This window comes from Pseudomonas sp. SLFW (assembly GCF_009905615.1).
Classification (GTDB): domain Bacteria; phylum Pseudomonadota; class Gammaproteobacteria; order Pseudomonadales; family Pseudomonadaceae; genus Aquipseudomonas; species Aquipseudomonas bambusae.
In genome coordinates, this window is record NZ_JAAAKW010000001.1 from 365857 (window position 1) to 387754 (window position 21898).

The window sequence follows — 21898 nt, forward strand, 5'->3', positions numbered from 1 at the left end:
CCAGTCATGTACAAACTGACCATCGATGGCCTGCACAAAAGCTACGGTGACCACGAGGTGCTCAAAGGCGTGTCGCTCAAGGCCAACGTCGGTGACGTGATCTGCCTGATCGGCGCCAGCGGCTCGGGCAAAAGCACCTTCTTGCGCTGCATCAACTTCCTCGAACAACCCAACGACGGCGCCATGAGCCTCGACGGCCAGCAGGTCCGCATGGTCAGCGATGCCACCGGCATGCGCGTGGCGGACCCGGCCGAGCTGCAACGTATCCGCACCCGCCTGGCGATGGTGTTCCAGCATTTCAACCTGTGGAGCCACATGACGGTGCTGGAAAACATCACCATGGCCCCGCGTCGGGTGTTGGGCGTGTCCAAGGTTGAAGCCGAAGACCGCGCGCGCAAATACCTGGAAAAAGTCGGCCTGCCTGCGCGCGTGGCCGATCAGTACCCGGCGTTCCTGTCCGGCGGCCAGCAACAGCGCGTGGCGATTGCCCGGGCGCTGGCGATGGAGCCGGAAATCATGCTCTTCGACGAACCGACGTCGGCCCTCGACCCCGAGCTGGTGGGCGAAGTGCTGAAGGTGATTCAGGGCCTGGCCGAAGAAGGCCGCACGATGATTCTGGTGACCCACGAAATGGGCTTCGCCCGAAAAGTGGCGAATCAGGTGGTGTTCCTGCATCAGGGCCAGATCGAAGAAATCGGCCACCCGGACGACGTGCTGGGCAGCCCGAAGAGCGAGCGGTTGAAGCAGTTCCTGAGTGGCAATTTGAAGTAATACCTCAACGGTAGGAGCGTGGCTTGTCCCGCGATCGGCGGGGAACCCGTCGCAAATACTGCCAACACGGTATGCCTGCGAGGCCGTGTTCGTCGAGTTTGCTACCGCTTCGCGGCAGATCGCGGGACAAGCCACGCTCCTACAGATTGGGCATATCGTTAATGCCACCAAACTAATCCCCTCCCCCAACGGTCTCTGACTTAAACCCCATCAGAGCCCGCGCATGCCCAAGACCGTGAATTTTGCCCAGCGCTGGTTCGACACACGTGGCTGGAAACCCTTCCCCTTCCAGAAAGAAGTCTGGGCAGCAGTCGCCCGGGGAGAGTCTGGGTTGCTGCACGCCAGCACTGGGGCGGGCAAGACCTACTCGGTGTGGTTCGGAGCCCTGAATCGCTTTGCCAGAATTCCTACAGAAAACACTGAAAAACCGCGCAAACGCAAAGCGCCGCCGACGCCGCTGACGGTCCTGTGGATCACCCCCATGCGTGCATTGGCTGCCGACACAGCCCGCGCACTCGAAGCACCGCTGACGGACCTGCAAATTCCCTGGAGCGTCGGCTTGCGCACCGGCGACACCAGCAGCAGCGAGCGGGCCAAACAGGGCCGACGCCTGCCGACCGCGCTGATCACGACGCCTGAAAGCCTCACCCTGCTGCTGACCCGCGCTGACGCGGAGGCGACGTTCTCGACGCTGAAAATGATCGTCGTCGATGAGTGGCACGAACTGATCGGCAACAAACGCGGCGTGCAACTGCAATTGGCGATCGCCCGACTGCGTCGATGGAATCCGGCCCTGATCGTGTGGGGGCTTTCCGCGACGCTGGGCAACCAGACCCACGCACAGCAAGTTTTGATCAGCGACAACGGCACGACCGTCCAAGGCAAAGTGGTCAAAGAGCTGATCATCGACACCCTCATTCCCCAGGGCATCGAACGTTTCCCGTGGGCCGGGCACATGGGGCTGAAGATGCTGCCCCAAGTACTGGCCGAGGTGGACAGCAGCACCAGTTGCCTGTTGTTCACCAACACCCGGGCGCAGTCGGAAATCTGGTATCAGGCGCTGCTGGAAGCCCGTCCGGACTGGGCCGGAATGATCGCGCTGCACCATGGCTCGCTGTCCCGCGAGGTGCGTGACTGGGTTGAACGCGCGCTGAAGGAAGGGCATCTCAAAGCCGTGGTCTGCACCTCCAGCCTCGATTTGGGGGTGGACTTTCTGCCCGTGGAGCGGGTGTTGCAGATCGGCTCGGCCAAAGGCGTCCCACGCCTGATGCAACGCGCCGGACGCTCAGGCCATGCCCCCGGTCGACCTTCCCGCGTGACGCTCGTGCCGACACACAGTCTGGAGCTGGTGGAAGCGGCCGCCGCCCGCGACGCTGTGAATGCGCGCCTGATCGAACCCAGGGAATCCCCCCACAAACCGCTGGACGTTCTCGTACAGCATTTGGTGAGCATGGCGCTCGGGGGCGGCTTTCTGCCTGACGAACTGCTGGCCGAAGTCCGCACCGCGTGGGCCTACCGCGACCTCACGCAAGCGGAATGGGAATGGGCGTTGGCCTTCGTCCGGCATGGCGGCCTGTCATTGACGGCCTACCCGGATTACCGACGCGTCGAGCCCGACGAACACGGGGTGTGGCGTGTGCCCGATGCGCGTCTGGCCCGGCGTCACCGCATGAGCGTCGGCACCATCGTCAGCGACGCCAGCATCAACGTGAAGTATTGGAGCAAAGGTGGCGGGGGCGGCTCGCTGGGCAGTGTCGAAGAGGGATTCATCGCCCGCCTGAAACCGGGCGACGGCTTTCTCTTCAGCGGCCGCTTGCTGGAACTGGTGCGCGTGGAAAACATGACCGCCTATGTGAAACGGGCGACGAGCAAAAAAGCCGCCGTCCCACGCTGGAATGGCGGACGGATGCCACTCTCCAGCGAATTGGCTGACGCGGTGGTCGACAAATTCGACGCCGCCGCTCATCACCATTACGACAGCCCGGAAATGCACACCGTCAGCCCCTTGCTGGAAGTGCAGCGGGAATGGTCAGCCCTGCCTCGAAAGGACACCCTGCTGGCAGAAGTCTTGAAGTCTCGCGAAGGGTGGCACCTGTTTCTGTACCCATTCGCGGGGCGCCATGTGCACCTGGGGCTGGCGAGCCTGCTGGCGTGGCGGCTGAGTCGCGACACGCCGTTGACCTTCTCCATCGCCGTCAACGACTACGGCTTCGAGCTGCTGAGCGCAACAGAGGTGGATTGGTCGCAACGCATGAGCGGCGGGCTGTTCAGCGAGGACAATCTGCTGGCGGACATCATAGCCAGCCTGAACGCGGGCGAACTGGCCCTTCGCCGTTTCAGAGAGATCGCCCGAATCGCCGGGTTGGTGTTTTCTGGTTACCCCGGCGCCCCCAAAAGCAATCGTCAGCTGCAGGCCTCCAGCGGATTGTTCTTCGAAGTGTTCAAGCAGTACGACGCCGGTAATCTGCTGCTGACCCAAGCCCAGGAAGAAGTGTTGCGTCAGGAATTGGACGTGAGCCGACTGGAACACACGCTCCGCCGCATCAATGGCAAAACGCTGGACCTGCATGTGATCAAGCGCCCGACGCCCATGGCGTTTCCGTTGCTGGTGGAGCGCATGCGGGAAAGCCTGAGCACTGAAAAGCTGTCCGATCGCATCGCGCGCATGGTGCAGGACCTGGAAAAAGCCGCAGGACCTGAGGTAACCGTTTGAGACCCTATTTATCGATTCAACTGGCCGATGCTGAGCTGTGGCTGTTGGCGGATAAAGCCGTGTACTACCCCGCCGAACGTGCGCTGCTGATTGCCGACGCGCATTTCGGCAAGGCCGCTGCCTATCGCCGGCTCGGGCAGCCTGTTCCCCATGGCACGACTGACGACAACCTCCAACGGCTCGATGCCTTGCTGGCGGGGTACGACTGCGACCACCTGATTTTTCTCGGCGATTTCTTGCACGCCCCGGAATCCCACGCGGCAGGGACTCTCTCGGCGATACACGCATGGCGCGAGCGGCACGAGGGACTGGCCATCACATTGATCCGGGGTAACCATGACAAACGGGCGGGCGACCCTCCTCCCACGCTGGCGATCAACGTCGTACCCGAGCCCCTGTTGCTGGGCCCGTTTTCGCTGCAGCATGAACCCGACCCGCACCCCTCGCACCATGTGCTCGCAGGCCACGTGCATCCTGCCTATAGGCTTTTCGGACGGGGACGACAACGACTGCGGCTGCCCTGCTTTTACGTTCAGCCACACGTCAGCCTTCTGCCTGCGTTCGGTGCGTTTACCGGCGGGATGAATATCGAGAGAGCAGAGGGCAGCAGGGTCTATGTCGTCGGAGACGGCGCAGTGTGGGAAGTGTCTGAATAACGCGTCGGACTGGAAGTTTGAAGCAGGTCCTGCCGGTACCTGAGCACCGGCAGGAGGCTTCGTTATGCGACGGGGGCAGGCGGCGGCTGATCAGGTTCAGTAGGCGATCCTGGCTCTTCCGGCTGAGGAAATTCGTTGGGGGTATCAGGGTTCGGCTGACCGGGAATGCCCCCGGCAACCATGTTGTTCAGATGAGGATGCGCTAACAGCGACCATGCCAGCAGCCCGACTTGATTCTGTCCCGGGTCGGATTCCTTGGTGCTGGTCTTGATTTGTCTCTTCATAGGGCACTCCTGAGCGTTGGCCCCATCCGCCTGGTGCGGATGGGAACGGTTCAGTCAGTAGAGTGCAGTTTTCGAGACTAATTCAGTTTCGAGATGACCAACGGCGAAAATCAGGTGCGTGGCAAAGTGACACCGCGCTGCCCCTGGTACTTGCCGCCGCGGTCCTTGTACGAGACTTCGCATTCTTCGTCAGATTCGAGGAACAGCATCTGTGCGACGCCTTCGTTCGCGTAGATCTTGGCTGGCAGCGTGGTGGTGTTGGAGAACTCCAGAGTCACGTGGCCTTCCCATTCCGGCTCCAGCGGCGTCACGTTGACGATGATGCCGCAGCGAGCGTAAGTGCTTTTCCCCAGGCAGATGGTCAGCACGTTGCGTGGAATGCGGAAGTATTCGACAGTGCGCGCCAGCGCGAAGGAGTTCGGCGGGATGATGCAGACGTCGCTCTTGATGTCGACAAAACTTTTTTCATCGAAATTCTTCGGATCGACGGTCGCCGAGTTGATGTTGGTGAACACCTTGAATTCGTCGGCGCAACGCACGTCGTAGCCGTAGCTGGAGACGCCGAAGGAGATCAGACGGTCGGCGCCCTCGCCGCGCATCTGGCGTTCGACGAAGGGCTCGATCATGCCGTGCTCTTGCGCCATGCGGCGAATCCACTTGTCCGATTTGATGCTCATGGCGGTGTCCTGAATAGCGAGGTGAAAAAAGATGTCCGGCATCTTACCGGGCTGGGGCGCAGGGTTCAAAGATTGCGCGCGGCGAGGGGTGCAAACCGTCGGTCATCCTCCGAAATAAACGTCGACCAACCATTGGCACACTCTGGAAAAAGGGTTAAGGTGGCGCCACTGTGTTGCTTGTGTCACTGAGAATCTCTACACGATGTTGAATTTCGATCCAACCATCTCCATGAATTTTCCTGCTCTTTGCACTCAGTCTCGGCCAGGGCTCTTCCTGAGTCGCAGTTAACTTTGTCCAAGGAGATACACCATGTCCAATCGCCAAACCGGTACCGTTAAGTGGTTCAACGATGAAAAAGGCTTCGGCTTCATCACTCCACAATCCGGTGACGACCTGTTCGTACACTTCAAAGCTATCCAATCCGACGGCTTCAAAAGCCTGAAAGAAGGCCAACAGGTTTCTTTCATCGCTACCCGCGGTCAGAAAGGCATGCAAGCTGAAGAAGTTCAAGTTATCTAACTTGTACTGAATCGCTTCAAAAAACCCTGCTCTCAAGGCGGGGTTTTTTTATGCCTGCCAATAACAGCTCCGCAAAAAACTGTGGGAGCGAATTTATTCGCGATAGGTCAGTGCATCCGACGCATTCCTGTCGTCTGTACCAACGTCTCGCGAATGAATTCGCTCCCACAGGGTTCAGCACGCCACCTGCAATCAATCGTCGCTGACGGAAATGTTCGGCATCGCAGGCGACGCAGCTTCCTGCAACACAATGCGCGCCCCTACGTGACGCGCCAGTTCCTGATAGACCATGGCAATCTGGCTTTCCGGTTCGGCAATCGCTGTCGGCTTGCCGCCGTCCGCCTGTTCGCGAATCAGCATCGACAACGGCAACGAAGCCAGCAGCTCCACGCCGTATTGCGACGCCAGCTTTTCGCCACCGCCTTCACCGAACAAGTGCTCGGCATGGCCGCAATTCGAGCAGATGTGCACCGCCATGTTCTCGACGACGCCCAGCACTGGAATGTTCACCTTGCGGAACATTTCCACGCCCTTTTTCGCATCCAGCAATGCCAGATCCTGAGGAGTGGTGACGATGACGGCGCCCGCAACCGGGACCTTTTGCGCCAGGGTCAACTGGATATCGCCCGTGCCCGGCGGCATGTCGATGACCAAGTAATCCAGGTCATTCCACGCTGTCTGGGTGATGAGCTGCAACAGCGCCCCGGAGACCATCGGACCTCGCCAGACCATCGGCGTGTTGTCGTCGGTGAGGAAGGCCATCGACATCACCTCGATGCCATGGGCCTCGACCGGCACGAACCATTTCTGGTCTTTGACCTTCGGCCGCGTGCCCTCGGGAATGCCGAACATCACGCCTTGGCTCGGGCCGTAGATGTCCGCATCGAGAATGCCCACCCGTGCGCCCTCGCGGGACAGCGCCAGCGCCAGGTTGGCGGCCGTGGTGGATTTGCCCACCCCGCCTTTGCCCGAAGCGACGGCAACGATATTCTTGACGTTGGCCAGGCCCGGAATTTGCCCTTGCGCCTTGTGCGCAGTGATCAGAGTATCGATCCGGACGTTGGCGGACGAAACGCCTTCCAGGCTCTCAATGGCCATTTGTAGCATCTGCGCCCAACCGTTCTTGAACAGCGCGGCGGCGTAGCCCAGCTCCAGCTGCACGCTGACGCGATCACCCTCGATGTCGATGGCTCGCACGCAACCGGCGCTGACCGGGTCTTGGTTCAAATAAGGATCGGTGTACTGGCGAAGGACGGCTTCCACCGTTGCGCGATTCACAGCGCTCATGGGTCACTCCCGAAAAAGACTGAGTAAAACAGGCGGCTATCCTACCGCGTCTGTCGGATCAGAGGGGGTGGCTTTTACTTTCACGTGGCGGGGCGAATTCCGACACGCTGTGCGGGATGAAAAAAAACGTTCAGACCTTTATAGTGGCCGATCTTCGTTTCACTTCAAGTAGCCGAGCCCCATGTCCGAGCCACGCAAGATCCTCGTCACCAGCGCCCTGCCCTATGCCAACGGTTCCATTCACCTTGGCCACATGCTCGAATACATCCAGACCGACATGTGGGTGCGTTTCCAGAAGCACCGCGGCAATCAGTGCATCTATGTGTGCGCAGACGATGCCCATGGCTCGGCGATCATGCTCCGCGCAGAAAAAGAAGGCATCACCCCGGAACAACTCATCGCCAACGTCCAGGCCGAACACAGCGCCGACTTTGCCGACTTCCTGGTGGACTTCGACAATTTCCACTCGACCCACGCCGAAGAAAACCGTGAGCTGTCGAGCCTGATCTACACCCGTCTGCGCGACGCCGGGCACATCGCCACGCGTTCCGTGACCCAGTATTTCGACCCGGAAAAGAAAATGTTCCTGGCCGACCGCTTCATCAAGGGCACCTGCCCGAAATGCGGCACCGAAGATCAGTACGGCGACAACTGCGAAAAATGCGGCGCCACCTACGCACCGACCGACCTGAAAGACCCGAAATCGGCGATTTCCGGCGCAACCCCGGTGCTCAAGGACTCCAAGCACTTCTTCTTCGACCTGCCCGCTTTCGACGCCATGCTGAAGAGCTGGACCCGCAGCGGCACTCTGCAAGACGCGGTCGCGAACAAGATCGCCGAATGGCTGGATTCAGGCCTGCAACAGTGGGACATCTCCCGCGACGCCCCGTATTTCGGTTTCGAGATTCCGGACGAGCCGGGCAAGTATTTCTACGTCTGGCTGGACGCGCCCATCGGCTACATGGCCAGCTTCAAGAACCTGTGCGACCGTACGCCGGACCTTGATTTCGACGCGTTCTGGAACAAAGACTCGACCACCGAGCTGTATCACTTCATCGGCAAGGACATCGTCAATTTCCACGCGCTGTTCTGGCCCGCGATGCTCGAAGGCTCGGGCTTCCGTAAACCAAGCGGCATCAACGTCCACGGCTACCTGACCGTCAATGGCCAGAAAATGTCCAAGTCCCGTGGCACCTTCATCAAGGCGCGCACGTACCTTGAGCACCTGTCGCCGGAATACCTGCGTTATTACTACGCAGCCAAGCTGGGCCGTGGCGTCGACGACCTGGACCTGAACCTCGAAGACTTCGTGCAGAAGGTCAACTCCGACCTGATCGGCAAGGTCGTGAACATCGCCAGCCGTTGCGCCGGTTTCATTCATAAAGGCAACGCGGGTGTGCTGGTGGCGGGCAATGCCGCGCCAGAGCTGACCGACGCGTTCCTGGCGGCCGCGCCGAGCATCGCAGAAGCCTACGAAGCGCGTGATTTCGCCCGTGCCATGCGTGAAATCATGGCCCTGGCTGATCGCGCCAACGCCTGGATCGCCGACAAGGCCCCGTGGTCGCTGGCCAAGCAGGACGGCAAACAGGACGAAGTCCAGGCCATCTGCGCGTTGGGCATCAACCTGTTCCGCCAACTGGTGATTTTCCTCAAGCCGGTGCTACCGAATCTGGCCGCCGATGCCGAACAGTTCCTCAACGTCGCGCCGCTGACATGGAACGACCATTTGACCCTGCTCAGCACTCATCAGTTGAACCCGTTCCAAGCCCTGATGACCCGCATCGACCCGGCCAAGGTGGAAGCCATGACCAACGCCTCTAAAGAAGACCTGACCGCCAGCGCCACCGACACGGGCGCCGTGCCGCAGGGCAATGGCGAACTGAGCAAAGACCCGCTGTCGCCGGAAATCGACTTTGATGCCTTCGCGGCCATCGACCTGCGCGTGGCCTTGATCGAGAAGGCTGAACACGTCGAAGGGGCGGACAAGCTGCTGCGCCTGACGCTCGACATCGGTGACGAGAAGCGCAATGTGTTCTCCGGAATCAAAAGCGCCTACCCGAACCCGGCCGAGCTGGAGGGCCGCCTGACCATGATGATCGCCAACCTCAAGCCTCGGAAAATGCGTTTTGGCATTTCTGAGGGCATGGTGATGGCGGCCGGTCCTGGCGGTGAAGAGATCTACCTGTTGAGCCCTGACAGCGGCGCCAAGCCGGGCCAGCGCATCAAGTAACCGTGAACGTGATCGACGCCCTGCCAGGGCGTCGGTCGAGTCAAAGCATGAACCTGATTCAGCGGATTGACGCCTTGCTGCCGCAAACCCAGTGCGGCAAATGCGGCCACCCTGGCTGCAAGCCCTATGCCGAAGGGATTGCTAACGGCGAAGCCATCAACAAATGCCCGCCTGGCGGCGATGAAAGCATCGAGGCGTTGTCGCGCCTCCTTAATGTGCCCGTTATTCCACTCGATACCGAACGGGGCAGCGCTCTCCCTCAGGTCGCCTTCATCCGTGAAGCAGAATGCATTGGTTGCACCAAGTGCATTCAGGCCTGCCCGGTGGACGCCATCGTCGGCGCCGCCAAACTGATGCACACCGTGATCATCGACGAATGCACCGGTTGCGACCTGTGCGTCGCCCCTTGCCCGGTCGATTGCATCGACATGCTGCCGCTGCCATCCCCCGCTGTCGTGGCCATTGTGGGCGGCCTGGCGTTCGATGAAGCCCAGCGATTGGCTCGGGCGTCCAAACGCGGCCACGCCCGTCAGCGATTCGAAGCCCGCAACACACGCCTGCAACGTGAAGAGCAGCAGCGTCAGGCTGAACGTCTTGCACGCCAACGCAAGCCGGAAAGCCTTGCCCCGGCCAACGCCGATCCTGTCCAGGCGGCATTGGCGCGGCTGAGGACACAAAAGGCTGCCGACCACGATGCCGCGCTGAAACAAGCACGCGTCAATCTCGCCATGAGCCGTGCTCAGTTGAATAAGTCGCTCAAAGCCTTTGGCCACCCACCCATCGCGGAGCAGGCTGCGCGGCTGGTGGAGTTGCAGAGGGAGTTTGAAGAGGCTGAACAGGCGCTGGTCGGGACTCAACAGGCTGCACCGCTGACTCCAGGCCCTTCAGCCACGCCATCGGCTGAGGAAAAACCTGCCGGCAAACCCGACAAAGCAGCGCTGAATCGCGCCAAAATCCAGCTGGCCATGCGCCGGGCAGCCTTGAGCAGGGGTCAAGCCGCCGGTCTGCCTGCTGAAGAGATTGCCGTGTTGAGCGCTGAGGTTGCTCAGGCGCAGCAGGCACTGAACGTTCTGGACGGGTCTTAAACGTCCTGTCGCCATAGTCGGGCATCCCGCACCACTTGATCTGATCGTACTCAGGGAACGCGCACTTCATGAATGCAGCAAAACGTCTGGAAATCTTTCGCCGTCTTCACGAGGACAATCCTGATCCTAAAACGGAGTTGTCCTACAGCTCTCCCTTTGAGTTGCTCATTGCAGTCATTCTTTCGGCGCAAGCGACTGATGTCAGCGTCAATAAGGCCACAGCGCGCCTCTACCCGGTCGCCAACACCCCTCAAGCCATTTACGCGCTAGGGGTTGAGGGCCTTTCGGACTACATCAAAACCATCGGGCTCTATAACAGCAAGGCAAAGAACGTGGTCGAGACCTGCCGCATGCTGGTCGAGCTTCATGGCGGCGAGGTGCCGCAGACGCGTGAAGCGTTGGAAGCCCTGCCTGGCGTGGGCCGCAAGACGGCCAATGTGGTGCTCAATACGGCTTTCAGGCAGTTGGCGATGGCGGTTGATACGCATATTTTCCGAGTGAGCAACCGGACAGGCGTTGCGCCCGGAAAGAATGTCGTTGAGGTCGAGCATAAGCTCATGAAGTTTGTGCCAAAGGACTATCTGCTGGACGCCCATCACTGGCTGATCCTTCACGGCCGATATGTATGTGTGGCGCGCAAGCCTCGCTGCGGCAGTTGTCGGATCGAGGACCTGTGCGAATACAAGGCAAAAACCTCCGACGATTGAGCGATAGCGTTTTTGTTCTTCAATCGATTGAAAAAATCTTTTTTACCCGCTCGATGTTTGTCGCTATAAGGTCCGCCAAAGACAGTCTCAGCTGGAGTCAACTTTATGAGCGATGACAAAGAGCAGTTGGACGTAGACGACGACTTCGTGCCCGGAGACTCCGACGAAGCCGCGCAAGTACCGGTAGAAACTGCAAAGACCAATCTCAGCAAGCGCCGCACTATCGACAACCTGCTGGAAGAGCGTCGACTGCAAAAACAGCTGGCAGACTACGATTTCGATCTCTGATCAGCCTTCCGTTCAAAGCCTCTCCATGACGTGAGAGGCTTCAGCCGTTCGGCAGGAATTCTCAATTGAAACAAACTGTGCTCTCTCGATAAGGCTTGGCGGTCCCGGGGCCCCTGCCGCCGCTAGACAAGCCCGTTACGCTGCGCGAGCTCAATCAGATCGACCAGTGAATGAGCGTTGAGCTTTAACAAAAGACGCGTTTTGTAGGTGCTGACAGTCTTGTTGCTCAGAAACATACCGTCCGCGATTTCCTTGTTCGTCCTGCCCCTCGCGAGTTGCTGCAACACCATCATTTCCCGCCCTGACAGCCGATCAACCATCTCAGCTTCACTGGCGTTGCCCAGGCTGGATCGAACGGTGTGCAGCGCCTGGTTAGGGAAATAGCTGTAACCCGACAATACCGCCTTGATAGCGCTCAGCAGCTCGGTCAAGTCCTGCTGCTTGCAAACGTAGCCAGCGGCCCCTGCCTGCATGCACCGCATCGAAAAGTGCCCCGGTGACTGAGAGGTCAGGATCAGCACTTTGAAGGGCAGCGTCATGGCTGTGAGCCGGGCAATGACCTCCAACCCATCCAGCTTGGGAATACCAATGTCCAGAATGACGATATCGGGCAGATGCTCACGGGCCAGTTGCAGCGCGTCTACCCCGTTGTCCGTTTCCGCGATGACCTCATACCCGTGCCGCTCCATCAGCATGCGTACGGCAAGCCGAATGACCGGGTGATCATCTACGATCAACACTTTATTCATGTGCAGTCCATTCTTTTGCTGTTCGAATTTTCAGAGCACGCACAATAGCTTAGTCGTTTAGTGCTTTGCATGGCGCTCCTCCCTATGGACTAGCAGGCAAAGACCTTTCCTACTCAAGCAACAGAAAAGTCCTACAAAACCCGCCTCATCCGGTTTCACTTGTGGATACTTCGTCAACTTTGGCCTACCGATCATGCATCGCCCAGTCCAAGAATGTGAATACGTGCTGGCGCAAGTGCTGCAACCAATCATTACAACGCATCGATGCCTTTACCGTGAATCGGGTCGCGCTATCCGTCTCGACGCAACATCCTGACAAGCGTGTCGAGCGCGCTGCTCGTGCAAGAATTCGCTCGCAGGACCCCATGCCTCCTACCCTCCACGCACCGAAAATGCCAATCCCGTACATACGATTTGTTACGCTCCCGTCAGCGCATGACGAACAGCGTGACTGATCTTCAGAATATCCCGAACCTTCAGACATACCATAACGTATCAATCATAAAACATTGCTAATTACAACTGATTCAACAAACAAGATAGGGTTTTAAAATATACGTTCAAATATATAGTTTCCTATATATAAATATTTAGCGAAATATCCTACGCCGATATCAGCAACGTCTGAAGCACCAGCCCCGTCTAGCAGCAAGGTTAGCAGCCTCTCTGCAATCCGACAGGAACGTTCCTCAACACCTTCAAATGACAACGAGGAGAACCCTCAAATGACAGTATTGCGGCGATCATTTTGAGGGTATATGCCGACCAGAGTTCTTCCGCCTTTCACGTAATACCATATCGACTTATAAATCCAGCCAACTTCCGACAAACCAGAAAAATACTACAGCACTAGAAGACTGTAATGCCGCCCATGTAAGACCTCAAAGTAATTACAGAAACAAATAGTAGATTTTGTATTTTTTACTTGCCAAAGCCCCAACCAATGGTTACTTTTTTCTTCAGCCAGCCTTTAAGTTTCAGCCAATAAATACAACTGCGCGCCCCCATTAATTACTGGGCACTTCTCGCCGCCATCTACTTACTTCCTCGCCTGGCACCCACGCGCGAGCTGCGCCCGGCTGAATTGCATCCGGCGTGCCCGGCTTGAAACTCAGTTGATCAAGGACGCGGGCCCCGACGTGGCGCCGTATATATCAACACGTTCAAAGGCATTAACCATGACTAAGAAAACAGGAGTTTCTCCAACAACTAACCTTCCCCCACTTAAATTGGCGGAAGCCATCGAAGCCTATATGGCCCAAGGCGGAACCATCGACGTCGTGCCAGAAGGAGAATCAGGTGAAGCGGCCCTGGAGGCCGACAAAAAAGGCACCGACGCCGACCTACAAGCGCAACTGGCCTCAAAGGTGGAGCAACTCAAAGGGCTGGTCGCCAAAGGCGCGGGGGTATCGGCGCTTCAATACACGCTGCGCATGAACCGCAAGGAGATCAAGCGTCTGGCGAACGAACACGGTTTGAAGATTCGCTACAGCCGTCCCGTCAGGGGGTCGCGCATCCCTCGCGGGGGAGAAATGCCGCCAATCGATGACACGATCGCCGGTCACGCCATGCACTTTTCAACCCTTGGCTACACCGTGCCTGAAATCGCTCAGCTGTTGGACCTGAGTGTGAGAGATGTCTGGAATATGGGTAAGGCCTATCGGTTCGAATTCAAAAACGCCCCCATTATCGACGCCCCTTCTCCTCCGCTCACCGAGGCACCGGAATCATGAACTCGACGACTTGTCGCGTTGCCACCCATGTCCACCAAAGGCCGGCGAATGAGTGCTTTCGCGCGCCACTGATACTCGGCTCGGAAACATAAGACGCAGGAGGCTAAAGGACGAGACCGCAGCAAGGTAGGCTGACTGGGGCTCTGAACGGCGCAGCCCCGAATGGAGCTGCGCCTGAGGACAACGACGCGATCAGAACAGCTTGCGGTTCTTGTTCGCGGCAATACGCATGCGCAACGCATTGAGCTTGATGAAGCCCGCCGCGTCGGCCTGGTTGTACGCACCGCCGTCTTCTTCGAAGGTCGCGATATTGGCATCGAACAGCGAATCGTCGGACTTGCGACCGGTGACGATGACGTTGCCTTTGTACAGTTTCAGGCGAACGACACCGTTCACGTGAGCCTGGGAAGCGTCGATCATCTGTTGCAGCATCAGACGCTCAGGGCTCCACCAGTAACCGGTGTAGATCAGGCTGGCGTATTTCGGCATCAGCTCGTCTTTGAGGTGGGCGACTTCGCGGTCCAGGGTGATCGACTCAATGGCGCGGTGAGCCTTGAGCATGATGGTGCCGCCCGGGGTTTCGTAGCAGCCACGGGACTTCATGCCGACGTAACGGTTCTCGACGATGTCCAGACGACCGATGCCGTGCTCGCCGCCGATTTTGTTCAGGGTCGCCAGAACGGTGGCCGGGGTCATTTCGACGCCGTCCAGCGCAACGATGTCGCCGTTGCGGTAGGTCAGCTCCAGGTACTGCGCCTTGTCCGGAGCGTTTTCAGGCGAAACGGTCCAGCGCCACATGTCTTCTTCGTGCTCGGTCCAGGTGTCTTCCAGCACGCCGCCTTCATAGGAGATGTGCAGCAGGTTGGCGTCCATGGAGTACGGGGATTTCTTCTTGCCATGACGCTCGATCGGGATCGCGTGCTTCTCGGCGTAGTCCATCAGCTTCTCGCGGGACAGCAGGTCCCACTCGCGCCACGGAGCGATGACCTTCACGCCTGGCTTCAGTGCATAGGCGCCCAGCTCGAAACGCACCTGGTCGTTACCCTTGCCGGTCGCGCCGTGGGAAATGGCGTCGGCACCGGTTTCGTTGGCGATTTCGATCAGGCGCTTGGCGATCAGCGGACGCGCGATGGAGGTACCCAGCAGGTACTCGCCTTCGTAGACGGTATTGGCGCGGAACATCGGGAACACGAAATCACGCACGAATTCTTCGCGCAGGTCGTCGATGTAGATTTCTTTGACGCCCATGGCTTGCGCCTTGGCGCGTGCTGGCTCGACTTCTTCGCCCTGACCCAGGTCAGCGGTAAAAGTTACCACTTCGCAGTTGTACGTATCTTGCAGCCACTTCAGGATCACCGAAGTATCCAGGCCACCGGAATACGCGAGAACTACCTTGTTAACGTCCGCCATGCCATCACTCCAACGCGTTGTACGGAAAACCGCTGATTCTACCGTTCAAACACGTGGATTTACAGTGTCGCGACAGCTTCTGACGACGAAGCGACAGAATCTGTCGAACACACGACCCGTTTACACCTTCGGTGCGTTGTTTCCAGCGGCGGCCGTGGGGGCAGGTGTCGCGGCCGGAGCCGGGACGGGAGGCGGCGGAGTGATGGGCGCAGGCGCGGCAGTGGGCGCAACGGCCGGTTTTTGCTCGGCGACGCGATCAAGGTGAATGTTTACCCGACGGTTGCGGGCGCGGTTGGCGTTGTTGGTGTTGGGCACCAGCGGGTACTGCTCGCCGTGGAAACGCAGGGTGATCTGCTCTTCCGGCACGCCTTGGGCCTTGAGGTAATCCATGACCGCCAGCGCACGACGCCGCGACAGGTCGCGGTTGGTCAGACGGTTGCCGCTGTTATCGGAGTGCCCGTCCAGCTCCACCCGATTGACCGTCGGATCAGCCTTCATATAGGCCAGCACGGTGTCGAGGCGACGCTTGGCCTGGGCATCGAGGTCGATTCCCCCACCGGGAAAGCCGATCTCCGCCTGACGGACCTGCTCGAAGTTCATGGGTAGCAGTTTCGCGGTGCACAGCTGAAAGTCGCTGTACGCCTGGCTGAATTTCACTGGCAGGAGACGGACTTCCATCGCACCGCCACCGTCGCGCAGCGCATGACGAATGACCGGACTGCGGCCTTCCATCAACCCTGCGATCAATCGGCCGGCCTGCGCCTGGCTGGTGTTGAACGGAATATTGCCGTTACTGACCTTGACCGCCCCGAGGTTGAGATCTCCCCTTCCCGGCTGCCACGGTGCTGCCGCTGCGATCAGCGTTGCGGACCCCGAAGCCAAGCTGTAACCGTTAGCCTTCAGTCGGAAAGTCGGCTGCTCACCCGCACGACGCACGAACTCGCCCGCACCGAAATCGGTGATCGGTTGAGTCAGACGACACTCGAATTGGTCGCCCTCTACCTTCCACTCGATATTCTCCAGACGCGTCTGGAAAGTGAGAGCCACGGCCGGCAGGCTGGCAAACACGCTGAGCAGGGCTAGATATCGCTGGCGCACGGGAGGCTCCACTAAAAAATTCACCGCGTAACAATTTATCGCTTACACGTGTCTATCGGTTACTTCCTACAAAACTTGATAGCGAGTGCCTGGATGAGTCTTTTCCGGTAGCATTCCCAGCGAGTTTGCCCGCCTGGAATCCCCCAATGTCCGACCGCCTGACCCTCCTGCGCCCCGACGACTGGCATATCCATCTTCGTGATGGCGCTGTTTTGCCCCACACCGTCGCTGACGTTGCGCGCACCTTTGGCCGCGCCATCATCATGCCGAACCTCGTGCCGCCGGTACGCAACGCGGAGCAAGCCGATGCCTATCGCCAGCGCATCCTCGCTGCCCGTCCGCAAGGCAGCCGCTTCGAGCCGCTGATGGTGCTGTACCTCACCGACGTGACGCAGCCCGAAGACATCCGCGCCGCCAAGGCCAGTGGCTTCGTCTATGCCGCCAAGCTGTACCCGGCTGGCGCCACCACCAACTCCGATTCGGGCGTGACCAGCGTCGACAAGATTTTCCCGGTCCTCGAAGCGATGGCCGAAGTCGGCATGCCGCTGTTGATCCACGGCGAAGTGACCCGTGGCGACATTGACGTGTTCGACCGTGAGAAGATCTTCATCGACGAGCACATGCGTCGCGTGGTCGAGCGCTTCCCTACGCTCAAAGTGGTGTTCGAACACATCACCACCGGCGATGCCGTGCAGTTCGTCAACGAGGCTTCTGCCAACGTCGGCGCAACCATCACCGCGCATCACTTGCTGTACAACCGCAACCACATGCTGGTGGGCGGGATTCGTCCGCACTTCTATTGCCTGCCAATCCTCAAGCGCAACACCCACCAGGTCGCGCTGCTGGACGCTGCCACCGGCGGCAGCACAAAGTTCTTCCTGGGCACCGACTCGGCGCCGCACGCGCAACACGCCAAAGAAGCCGCTTGCGGCTGTGCCGGCTGCTACACGGCGTACGCTGCGATCGAGCTGTATGCCGAAGCGTTCGAACAACGCAACGCGCTGGACAAGCTCGAAGGGTTCGCCAGCCTCAACGGTCCGGCGTTCTACGGTCTGCCCGCCAACACCGACACCATTACTCTGGTCCGCGAAGAATGGACCGCCCCTGCCAGCCTGCCGTTTGGCGAGCTGTCCGTTATCCCGCTGCGCGCCGGTGAGACACTGCGCTGGCGCCTGCTGGAGGAACACGCGTGAGTGAAGACCATTACGACGACGAACAGGAAGGTTCTGGCGGCGGTACAGGCTCCAGGCATCCGATGGCGGCACGCTTTCGTGGCTACCTGCCGGTCGTCGTCGACGTAGAAACCGGTGGCTTCAATTCGGCCACCGATGCGTTGCTGGAGATTGCCGCGACCACCATCGGCATGGATGAAAAGGGTTTCGTGTTCCCGGAGCACACCTATTTCTTCCGCGTCGAGCCGTTCGAAGGCGCCAACATCGAAGCCGCTGCGCTGGAATTCACCGGTATCAAGCTTGATCACCCGCTGCGCATGGCTGTGAGTGAAGAAACCGCGCTGAATGACATCTTCCGTGGCGTACGCAAGGCACTGAAAGCCAATGGCTGCAAGCGGGCGATTCTGGTCGGCCATAACGCCAGCTTTGATCTGGGCTTTCTGAATGCCGCCGTTGCGCGACTGGACATGAAGCGCAACCCGTTTCACCCCTTCTCCAGTTTCGACACGGCGACGCTCGCGGGCTTGGCATACGGCCAGACCGTGCTGGCCAAGGCCTGTCAATCGGCGGACATCGACTTCGACGGTCGCGAAGCCCACTCGGCTCGTTACGACACCGAGAAAACGGCTGAGCTGTTCTGCGGCATCGTCAACCGCTGGAAAGAAATGGGCGGCTGGCACGACTTCGACGATTGATATCTCCTTCTCGTGCGTAAAGACCGGCCCGCGTGGCCGGTTTTTTTTGGGCTCAACCCTCCATGTCAAGACAGTTGTCATTTGACCATTCATCGGCCTTCAGCAGATGTTCAGGAAGTAGTTTTGACAAGCATTCTCATTAACATTAGTATCCGTCGCACATGAGCAAATAACTCAACGACGGTCTTTTATTTATGTATGTCTGCCTTTGCCAAGGTGTTACCGACGGACAGATCCGCGAAGCAATCATGGAAGGATGCTGCAGTTACCGTGAAGTGCGCGAGACCCTGGGTGTCGCCAGCAAATGTGGGAAATGTGCCTGCCTGGCGAAGGAAGTGGTGCGTGAAACCCTGACAGAACTGCAAACGTCACAAGCCGCCCTTGCCTATCCCGCGGAATTTTCTGCTGCGTGATTCAACGAATTAAAAGAAACCGGACCTGTGTCCGGTTTTTTTATGCCTGTAATTCAAGCGCTTAGCGATAAGATGCGGAACACAAACATTCTTATTCCTATTTATTTTCACTTATTATTCAATAACTTAGGTTTGACAGGGGATTATTCGAAGCTCAAACTTGCGGCTTATATACGAACATCTTCGACAGGACCTCGATCATGAAAGGCGACATTACAGTCATCCAGCATCTCAACAAGATCCTCGGAAACGAGCTGGTCGCGATCAACCAGTATTTTCTGCATGCGCGCATGTACGAAGATTGGGGCCTGAACAAGCTGGGCAAGCACGAGTACAAAGAATCCATCGACGAGATGAAACACGCTGACAAGCTGATCAAGCGCATCCTGTTCTTGGAAGGCCTGCCTAACCTGCAAGATCTGGGCAAAATCCTCATCGGCGAGCACACCAAGGAAATGCTGGAGTGCGACCTGAAGATCGAGCGTAAAGGCCACGCAGACCTGAAAGCCGCGATCGCTCACTGCGAAACCGTTGGCGACTTCGGCAGCCGTGAGCTGCTGGAAGACATTCTTGAGTCCGAGGAAGAACACATCGACTGGCTGGAAACCCAGCTGGGTCTGATCGACAAGGTCAGCATCGAGAACTACCTGCAATCGCAGATGGGCGAAGAAGACTGATCTCAGCCTGACCCTCTCAAAAAAGCCCCGCCCGGTGATGAACCTGGCGGGGCTTTTTGTTGGGTGTCGAACACTGCTCGGGAAGCACCCACAAAAAAGCCCCGTATCTCCTGAAAGACCGGGGCTTTTTACCAACAACCCAATCAGGCCGTTGCGTTCTTCTCGACCGCAGCCTTGATCAAGGGCTGCAGTTCGCCTGCTGCGTGCATCTCGATGATGATGTCACTGCCGCCGACCAGCTCGCCGTCTACCCACAGCTGCGGGAACGTCGGCCAGTTCGCGTATTTCGGCAGGTTGGCGCGAATCTCAGGGTTCTGCAGGATATCGACGTACGCGAACTTCTCGCCACACGCCATCAAGGCTTGGGACGCCTTCGCCGAAAAGCCGCACTGCGGGGCATTCGGGGCGCCTTTCATGTAAAGCAGAACGGTGTTTTTGGCAATCTGGTCTTTGATCGTTTCGATGATATCCATGGAGCACCTCGGCTTAACTTTACGACTGTATGAGTCGACACGGTGGCGCATTCTAACCGATTCCCTAGCGTAACGCTCGGTCTTGGCTTTAATCGGCCTCATAAATATGATGAGCGTCATGCCGCTGCGACAGTCACCGGCACCCCGTTCAGCGCGGCGTTCCCGGACAGCGTGTCCATCTGCCGCTCGTCAGTCAGGTCGTTTGCACTCTCCCCCGGCTGATCGCGGGCAATGTCCATTTGCACCCCCGGCCGCCCATGCCCCCACCCATGAGGCAGGCTCACCACACCGGGCATCATGTCGGCGCTGCCCATCACCTCGACCTCGATCATTCCCACCCGAGAACTCACCCGCACACGCTGCCCGTCGCTCAGGCCACGGGTCGCAAGGTCGTCCGGGTGCATCAGCAGTTGATGGCGTGGCTTGCCTTTCACCAGCCGGTGGTAGTTGTGCATCCAAGAATTATTGCTGCGAACATGACGCCGTCCAATCAGCAACAGCTCATCCACTGACGGCATTGCAGCGGTGGCAAAGCGCACCAGATCGGCCAGGATCACCTCCGGTGCTGCCTGAACGCGCTGATTGGGCGTTTTCAGCCGCGTGGCGAGATTAGGTTTGAGCGCGCCCAGGTCCAGCCCATGAGGGTGGTCATGGAGCGTTTCCAATGACAGCTTCATCGCCGAGGCATCGCCATAAAAGCCTGCGCGCAATCCACGATCCACCATTTGAGCCGGAGGAATCGTGGGTTTCAGCTCACGCTCGGCGCGCGCGGCGAAGGCCTTGGCCAGCCCGACGAAAATCTCCCAGTCATGCAGCGCCCCCTCAGGCTTGGCGAGAATGGCGCGATTGAAACGGGTGACGTTGCGCACGGCGAACATGTTGAACGTCGTGTCGTAGTGATCGTTTTCCAGCGCCGAGGTCGAGGGCAGAATCAGATCGGCGTGGCGCGTGGTTTCATTGATATAGAGATCGACACTGACCATGAACTCCAAGCCATCCAGCGCCTGATCGAGCTGACGACCGTTGGGCGTCGACAACACCGGATTGCCGGCCACCGTGATCAATGCCTTCACCTGCCCTTCGCCTTCGGTGAGCATTTCTTCCGCCAGCGCCGACACCGGCAGCTCGCCGCTGTATTCGGGCAAGCCCGAGACACGGCTCTGCCAGCGATTGAAACCGCCGCCCGAGGTCGAGGCCACCAGATCCAGTGCAGGCTCAGTGCACAGCGCGCCGCCGACCCGGTCAAGGTTGCCAGTCACCAGATTGATCAACTGCACCAGCCAATGACACAGCGTGCCGAACGCTTGCGTCGAAATACCCATCCGCCCGTAACACACCGCGCTTTTCGCACCCGCGAAATCCCGCGCCAGTTGCCGGATGTCTTCGGCAGGCACCCCGCAACGCAGGCTCATGGCGCCCGCGTCCATGTGCGCGATGGCGGCCCGCACTTCTTCAAGGCCATCGACCGGCAGATGGGTGTCGCGGGTCAGGCCTTCAGCGAACAGCGTGTGCAGCACGCCGAACAGCAGCGCCGCGTCGCCACCGGGGCGGATGAACATGTGTTGGTTGGCGATGGCAGCCGTTTCGCTACGCCGAGGATCGACCACCACGACTTTGCCGCCCCGCGCCTGAATCGCCTTCAAGCGCTTCTCGACGTCGGGGACCGTCATGATGCTACCGTTGGAGGCGAGCGGGTTGCCGCCCAGAATCAGCATGAAATCGGTGTGGTCGATGTCGGCGATGGGCAGCAACAGGCCGTGGCCATACATCAGGTAGCTTGTGAGGTGATGGGGCAATTGGTCGACGGATGTCGCGGAGAATCGGTTGCGGGTTTTCAGCAGGCCAAGGAAGTAATTGCTGTGGGTCATCAGCCCATAATTGTGAACGCTGGGGTTGCCCTGATAGACCGCGACAGCGTTCTGTCCGTGACGCTGCTGGATGTCCAGCAGACGTTCAGCCACCAGCTCGAATGCATCTTGCCAGGCTATGGGGTGCCACTCGTTGCCAATACGGCGCATAGGCTGTCGCAGGCGGTCGGGGTCGTTCTGGATGTCTTGCAAAGCCACCGCTTTTGGGCAGATATGCCCTCGGCTGAACGTGTCTTGCGCGTCGCCCTTGATCGAGCTGATACGCACGCTGGCATCGTCTTCAAGGGTGGTTTCGATGGTCAGGCCACAGATGGCCTCGCACAGGTGACAGGCACGGTGATGGAGAGTCTTGGTCATCGCCAGTCTCATGTTTTTGTGTGGCGATCGGCGTG

General features: G+C 58.9%; 21 protein-coding genes. 13 read left to right on the top strand and 8 right to left on the bottom strand.

The genetic code is table 11. From position 1 onward, the window contains the following. Positions 1-6 precede the first annotated feature (6 nt). The 3 genes from GVN17_RS01450 to pdeM all read left to right on the top strand — a co-directional run bounded on the left by GVN17_RS01450 (position 7) and on the right by pdeM (position 4140). Entirely contained in the window at positions 7-771 is a 765-nt protein-coding gene (locus tag GVN17_RS01450) for an ABC transporter ATP-binding protein (protein WP_166593449.1), read from the top strand. Positions 772-994: 223 nt separating this feature from the next. Continuing rightward, positions 995-3484 carry a ligase-associated DNA damage response DEXH box helicase gene (locus GVN17_RS01455; RefSeq protein WP_166593450.1) on the top strand — a complete coding sequence of 830 codons (2490 nt, stop codon included), beginning with the start codon at positions 995-997 and terminating at the stop codon, positions 3482-3484. Further along, positions 3481-4140 (top strand): ligase-associated DNA damage response endonuclease PdeM, encoded by a 660-nt coding sequence (gene pdeM / locus GVN17_RS01460; RefSeq protein WP_166593451.1) that lies wholly within the window; start codon positions 3481-3483, stop codon positions 4138-4140. The genes GVN17_RS01455 and pdeM overlap by 4 nt, the downstream gene beginning before the upstream one ends. Positions 4141-4202: 62 nt before the next feature. On the opposite strand, the gene GVN17_RS01465 is transcribed toward pdeM, so the two are convergent. Together GVN17_RS01465 and dcd are read right to left on the bottom strand one after the other, a co-directional pair. Next, a complete protein-coding gene (locus tag GVN17_RS01465) occupies positions 4203-4424 on the bottom strand; it encodes a hypothetical protein (protein ID WP_166593452.1) in 222 nt (73 codons plus the stop codon). A 110-nt stretch (positions 4425-4534) separates the two neighbouring features. Further along, a complete protein-coding gene (gene dcd, locus GVN17_RS01470; protein ID WP_017126297.1) occupies positions 4535-5101 on the bottom strand; it encodes a dCTP deaminase in 567 nt (188 codons plus the stop codon). Positions 5102-5411: 310 nt separating this feature from the next. On the opposite strand from dcd, the gene GVN17_RS01475 reads away from it, so the two are divergent. Further along, positions 5412-5621: a cold-shock protein gene (locus tag GVN17_RS01475; protein WP_002554837.1), complete on the top strand. Its 210-nt coding sequence runs from the start codon at positions 5412-5414 to the stop codon at positions 5619-5621. A 192-nt stretch (positions 5622-5813) separates the two neighbouring features. On the opposite strand, the gene apbC is transcribed toward GVN17_RS01475, so the two are convergent. Continuing rightward, positions 5814-6908, bottom strand: coding sequence for an iron-sulfur cluster carrier protein ApbC (gene apbC, locus GVN17_RS01480; protein ID WP_166593453.1), 1095 nt, complete (start codon positions 6906-6908; stop codon positions 5814-5816). Between the two features lie 181 nt (positions 6909-7089). Here apbC and metG point away from each other — a divergent pair, with 181 nt between their 5' ends. The 4 genes from metG to GVN17_RS01500 all read left to right on the top strand — a co-directional run bounded on the left by metG (position 7090) and on the right by GVN17_RS01500 (position 11218). Next, positions 7090-9138 (top strand): methionine--tRNA ligase, encoded by a 2049-nt coding sequence (gene metG / locus GVN17_RS01485; RefSeq protein ID WP_166593454.1) that lies wholly within the window; start codon positions 7090-7092, stop codon positions 9136-9138. A gap of 47 nt (positions 9139-9185) precedes the next feature. Then, positions 9186-10223: an electron transport complex subunit RsxB gene (rsxB, locus tag GVN17_RS01490; protein WP_166593455.1), complete on the top strand. Its 1038-nt coding sequence runs from the start codon at positions 9186-9188 to the stop codon at positions 10221-10223. Positions 10224-10291: 68 nt separating this feature from the next. Beyond that, a complete protein-coding gene (gene nth, locus GVN17_RS01495; RefSeq protein WP_166593456.1) occupies positions 10292-10930 on the top strand; it encodes an endonuclease III in 639 nt (212 codons plus the stop codon). A gap of 105 nt (positions 10931-11035) precedes the next feature. Next, a complete protein-coding gene (locus GVN17_RS01500) occupies positions 11036-11218 on the top strand; it encodes a PA3496 family putative envelope integrity protein (RefSeq protein WP_166593457.1) in 183 nt (60 codons plus the stop codon). Positions 11219-11340: 122 nt separating this feature from the next. On the opposite strand, the gene GVN17_RS01505 is transcribed toward GVN17_RS01500, so the two are convergent. Further along, a complete protein-coding gene (locus tag GVN17_RS01505; protein ID WP_166593458.1) occupies positions 11341-11967 on the bottom strand; it encodes a response regulator transcription factor in 627 nt (208 codons plus the stop codon). A 1178-nt stretch (positions 11968-13145) separates the two neighbouring features. Between GVN17_RS01505 and GVN17_RS01510 the strand changes: the two genes are divergently transcribed. Beyond that, on the top strand, positions 13146-13700 hold the full coding sequence (locus GVN17_RS01510) for a hypothetical protein (protein WP_166593459.1): 555 nt from the start codon (positions 13146-13148) through the stop codon (positions 13698-13700). 192 nt (positions 13701-13892) lie between these two features. On the opposite strand, the gene GVN17_RS01515 is transcribed toward GVN17_RS01510, so the two are convergent. Both GVN17_RS01515 and GVN17_RS01520 read right to left on the bottom strand, forming a co-directional pair. Beyond that, positions 13893-15110, bottom strand: coding sequence for an argininosuccinate synthase (locus tag GVN17_RS01515; protein WP_166593460.1), 1218 nt, complete (start codon positions 15108-15110; stop codon positions 13893-13895). Between the two features lie 120 nt (positions 15111-15230). After that, the gene (locus tag GVN17_RS01520) at positions 15231-16208 is read right to left on the bottom strand and encodes an OmpA family protein (protein ID WP_166593461.1); all 978 of its coding nucleotides are present in this window, start codon (positions 16206-16208) and stop codon (positions 15231-15233) included. A gap of 146 nt (positions 16209-16354) precedes the next feature. Here GVN17_RS01520 and pyrC point away from each other — a divergent pair, with 146 nt between their 5' ends. From pyrC to bfr, 4 genes are all read left to right on the top strand, one after another. Then, complete coding sequence (gene pyrC / locus GVN17_RS01525) at positions 16355-17401, top strand: dihydroorotase (protein ID WP_166593462.1); 1047 nt, start codon at positions 16355-16357, stop codon at positions 17399-17401. Continuing rightward, a complete protein-coding gene (gene rnt, locus GVN17_RS01530; RefSeq protein WP_166593463.1) occupies positions 17398-18075 on the top strand; it encodes a ribonuclease T in 678 nt (225 codons plus the stop codon). Before pyrC ends, rnt begins: the two co-directional genes overlap by 4 nt. A 194-nt stretch (positions 18076-18269) precedes the next feature. Next, positions 18270-18488, top strand: coding sequence for a bacterioferritin-associated ferredoxin (locus GVN17_RS01535; protein WP_166593464.1), 219 nt, complete (start codon positions 18270-18272; stop codon positions 18486-18488). Between the two features lie 200 nt (positions 18489-18688). Continuing rightward, the gene (gene bfr / locus GVN17_RS01540) at positions 18689-19165 is read left to right on the top strand and encodes a bacterioferritin (RefSeq protein WP_166593465.1); all 477 of its coding nucleotides are present in this window, start codon (positions 18689-18691) and stop codon (positions 19163-19165) included. A 143-nt stretch (positions 19166-19308) separates the two neighbouring features. Here bfr and grxD read toward each other — a convergent pair whose 3' ends face one another. Both grxD and GVN17_RS01550 read right to left on the bottom strand, forming a co-directional pair. Continuing rightward, the gene (gene grxD / locus GVN17_RS01545) at positions 19309-19638 is read right to left on the bottom strand and encodes a Grx4 family monothiol glutaredoxin (protein WP_166593466.1); all 330 of its coding nucleotides are present in this window, start codon (positions 19636-19638) and stop codon (positions 19309-19311) included. A gap of 116 nt (positions 19639-19754) precedes the next feature. Next, positions 19755-21863, bottom strand: coding sequence for a molybdopterin oxidoreductase family protein (locus GVN17_RS01550; RefSeq protein ID WP_166593467.1), 2109 nt, complete (start codon positions 21861-21863; stop codon positions 19755-19757). Positions 21864-21898 lie beyond the last annotated feature (35 nt).

Bases quoted from the DNA above. Each gene is read 5' to 3' on its own strand.
- GVN17_RS01465 (WP_166593452.1), bottom strand. From the start codon at position 4,424: ATGAAGAGACAAATCAAGACCAGCACCAAGGAATCCGACCCGGGACAG.
- GVN17_RS01510 (WP_166593459.1), top strand. From the start codon at position 13,146: ATGACTAAGAAAACAGGAGTTTCTCCAACAACTAACCTTCCCCCACTT.
- GVN17_RS01550 (WP_166593467.1), bottom strand. From the start codon at position 21,863: ATGACCAAGACTCTCCATCACCGTGCCTGTCACCTGTGCGAGGCCATC.
- grxD (WP_166593466.1), bottom strand. From the start codon at position 19,638: ATGGATATCATCGAAACGATCAAAGACCAGATTGCCAAAAACACCGTT.
- nth (WP_166593456.1), top strand. From the start codon at position 10,292: ATGAATGCAGCAAAACGTCTGGAAATCTTTCGCCGTCTTCACGAGGAC.
- GVN17_RS01475 (WP_002554837.1), top strand. From the start codon at position 5,412: ATGTCCAATCGCCAAACCGGTACCGTTAAGTGGTTCAACGATGAAAAA.
- pyrC (WP_166593462.1), top strand. From the start codon at position 16,355: ATGTCCGACCGCCTGACCCTCCTGCGCCCCGACGACTGGCATATCCAT.
- rsxB (WP_166593455.1), top strand. From the start codon at position 9,186: ATGAACCTGATTCAGCGGATTGACGCCTTGCTGCCGCAAACCCAGTGC.
- GVN17_RS01515 (WP_166593460.1), bottom strand. From the start codon at position 15,110: ATGGCGGACGTTAACAAGGTAGTTCTCGCGTATTCCGGTGGCCTGGAT.
- bfr (WP_166593465.1), top strand. From the start codon at position 18,689: ATGAAAGGCGACATTACAGTCATCCAGCATCTCAACAAGATCCTCGGA.
- metG (WP_166593454.1), top strand. From the start codon at position 7,090: ATGTCCGAGCCACGCAAGATCCTCGTCACCAGCGCCCTGCCCTATGCC.
- apbC (WP_166593453.1), bottom strand. From the start codon at position 6,908: ATGAGCGCTGTGAATCGCGCAACGGTGGAAGCCGTCCTTCGCCAGTAC.
- GVN17_RS01535 (WP_166593464.1), top strand. From the start codon at position 18,270: ATGTATGTCTGCCTTTGCCAAGGTGTTACCGACGGACAGATCCGCGAA.
- GVN17_RS01500 (WP_166593457.1), top strand. From the start codon at position 11,036: ATGAGCGATGACAAAGAGCAGTTGGACGTAGACGACGACTTCGTGCCC.
- GVN17_RS01455 (WP_166593450.1), top strand. From the start codon at position 995: ATGCCCAAGACCGTGAATTTTGCCCAGCGCTGGTTCGACACACGTGGC.
- dcd (WP_017126297.1), bottom strand. From the start codon at position 5,101: ATGAGCATCAAATCGGACAAGTGGATTCGCCGCATGGCGCAAGAGCAC.
- GVN17_RS01450 (WP_166593449.1), top strand. From the start codon at position 7: ATGTACAAACTGACCATCGATGGCCTGCACAAAAGCTACGGTGACCAC.
- GVN17_RS01505 (WP_166593458.1), bottom strand. From the start codon at position 11,967: ATGAATAAAGTGTTGATCGTAGATGATCACCCGGTCATTCGGCTTGCC.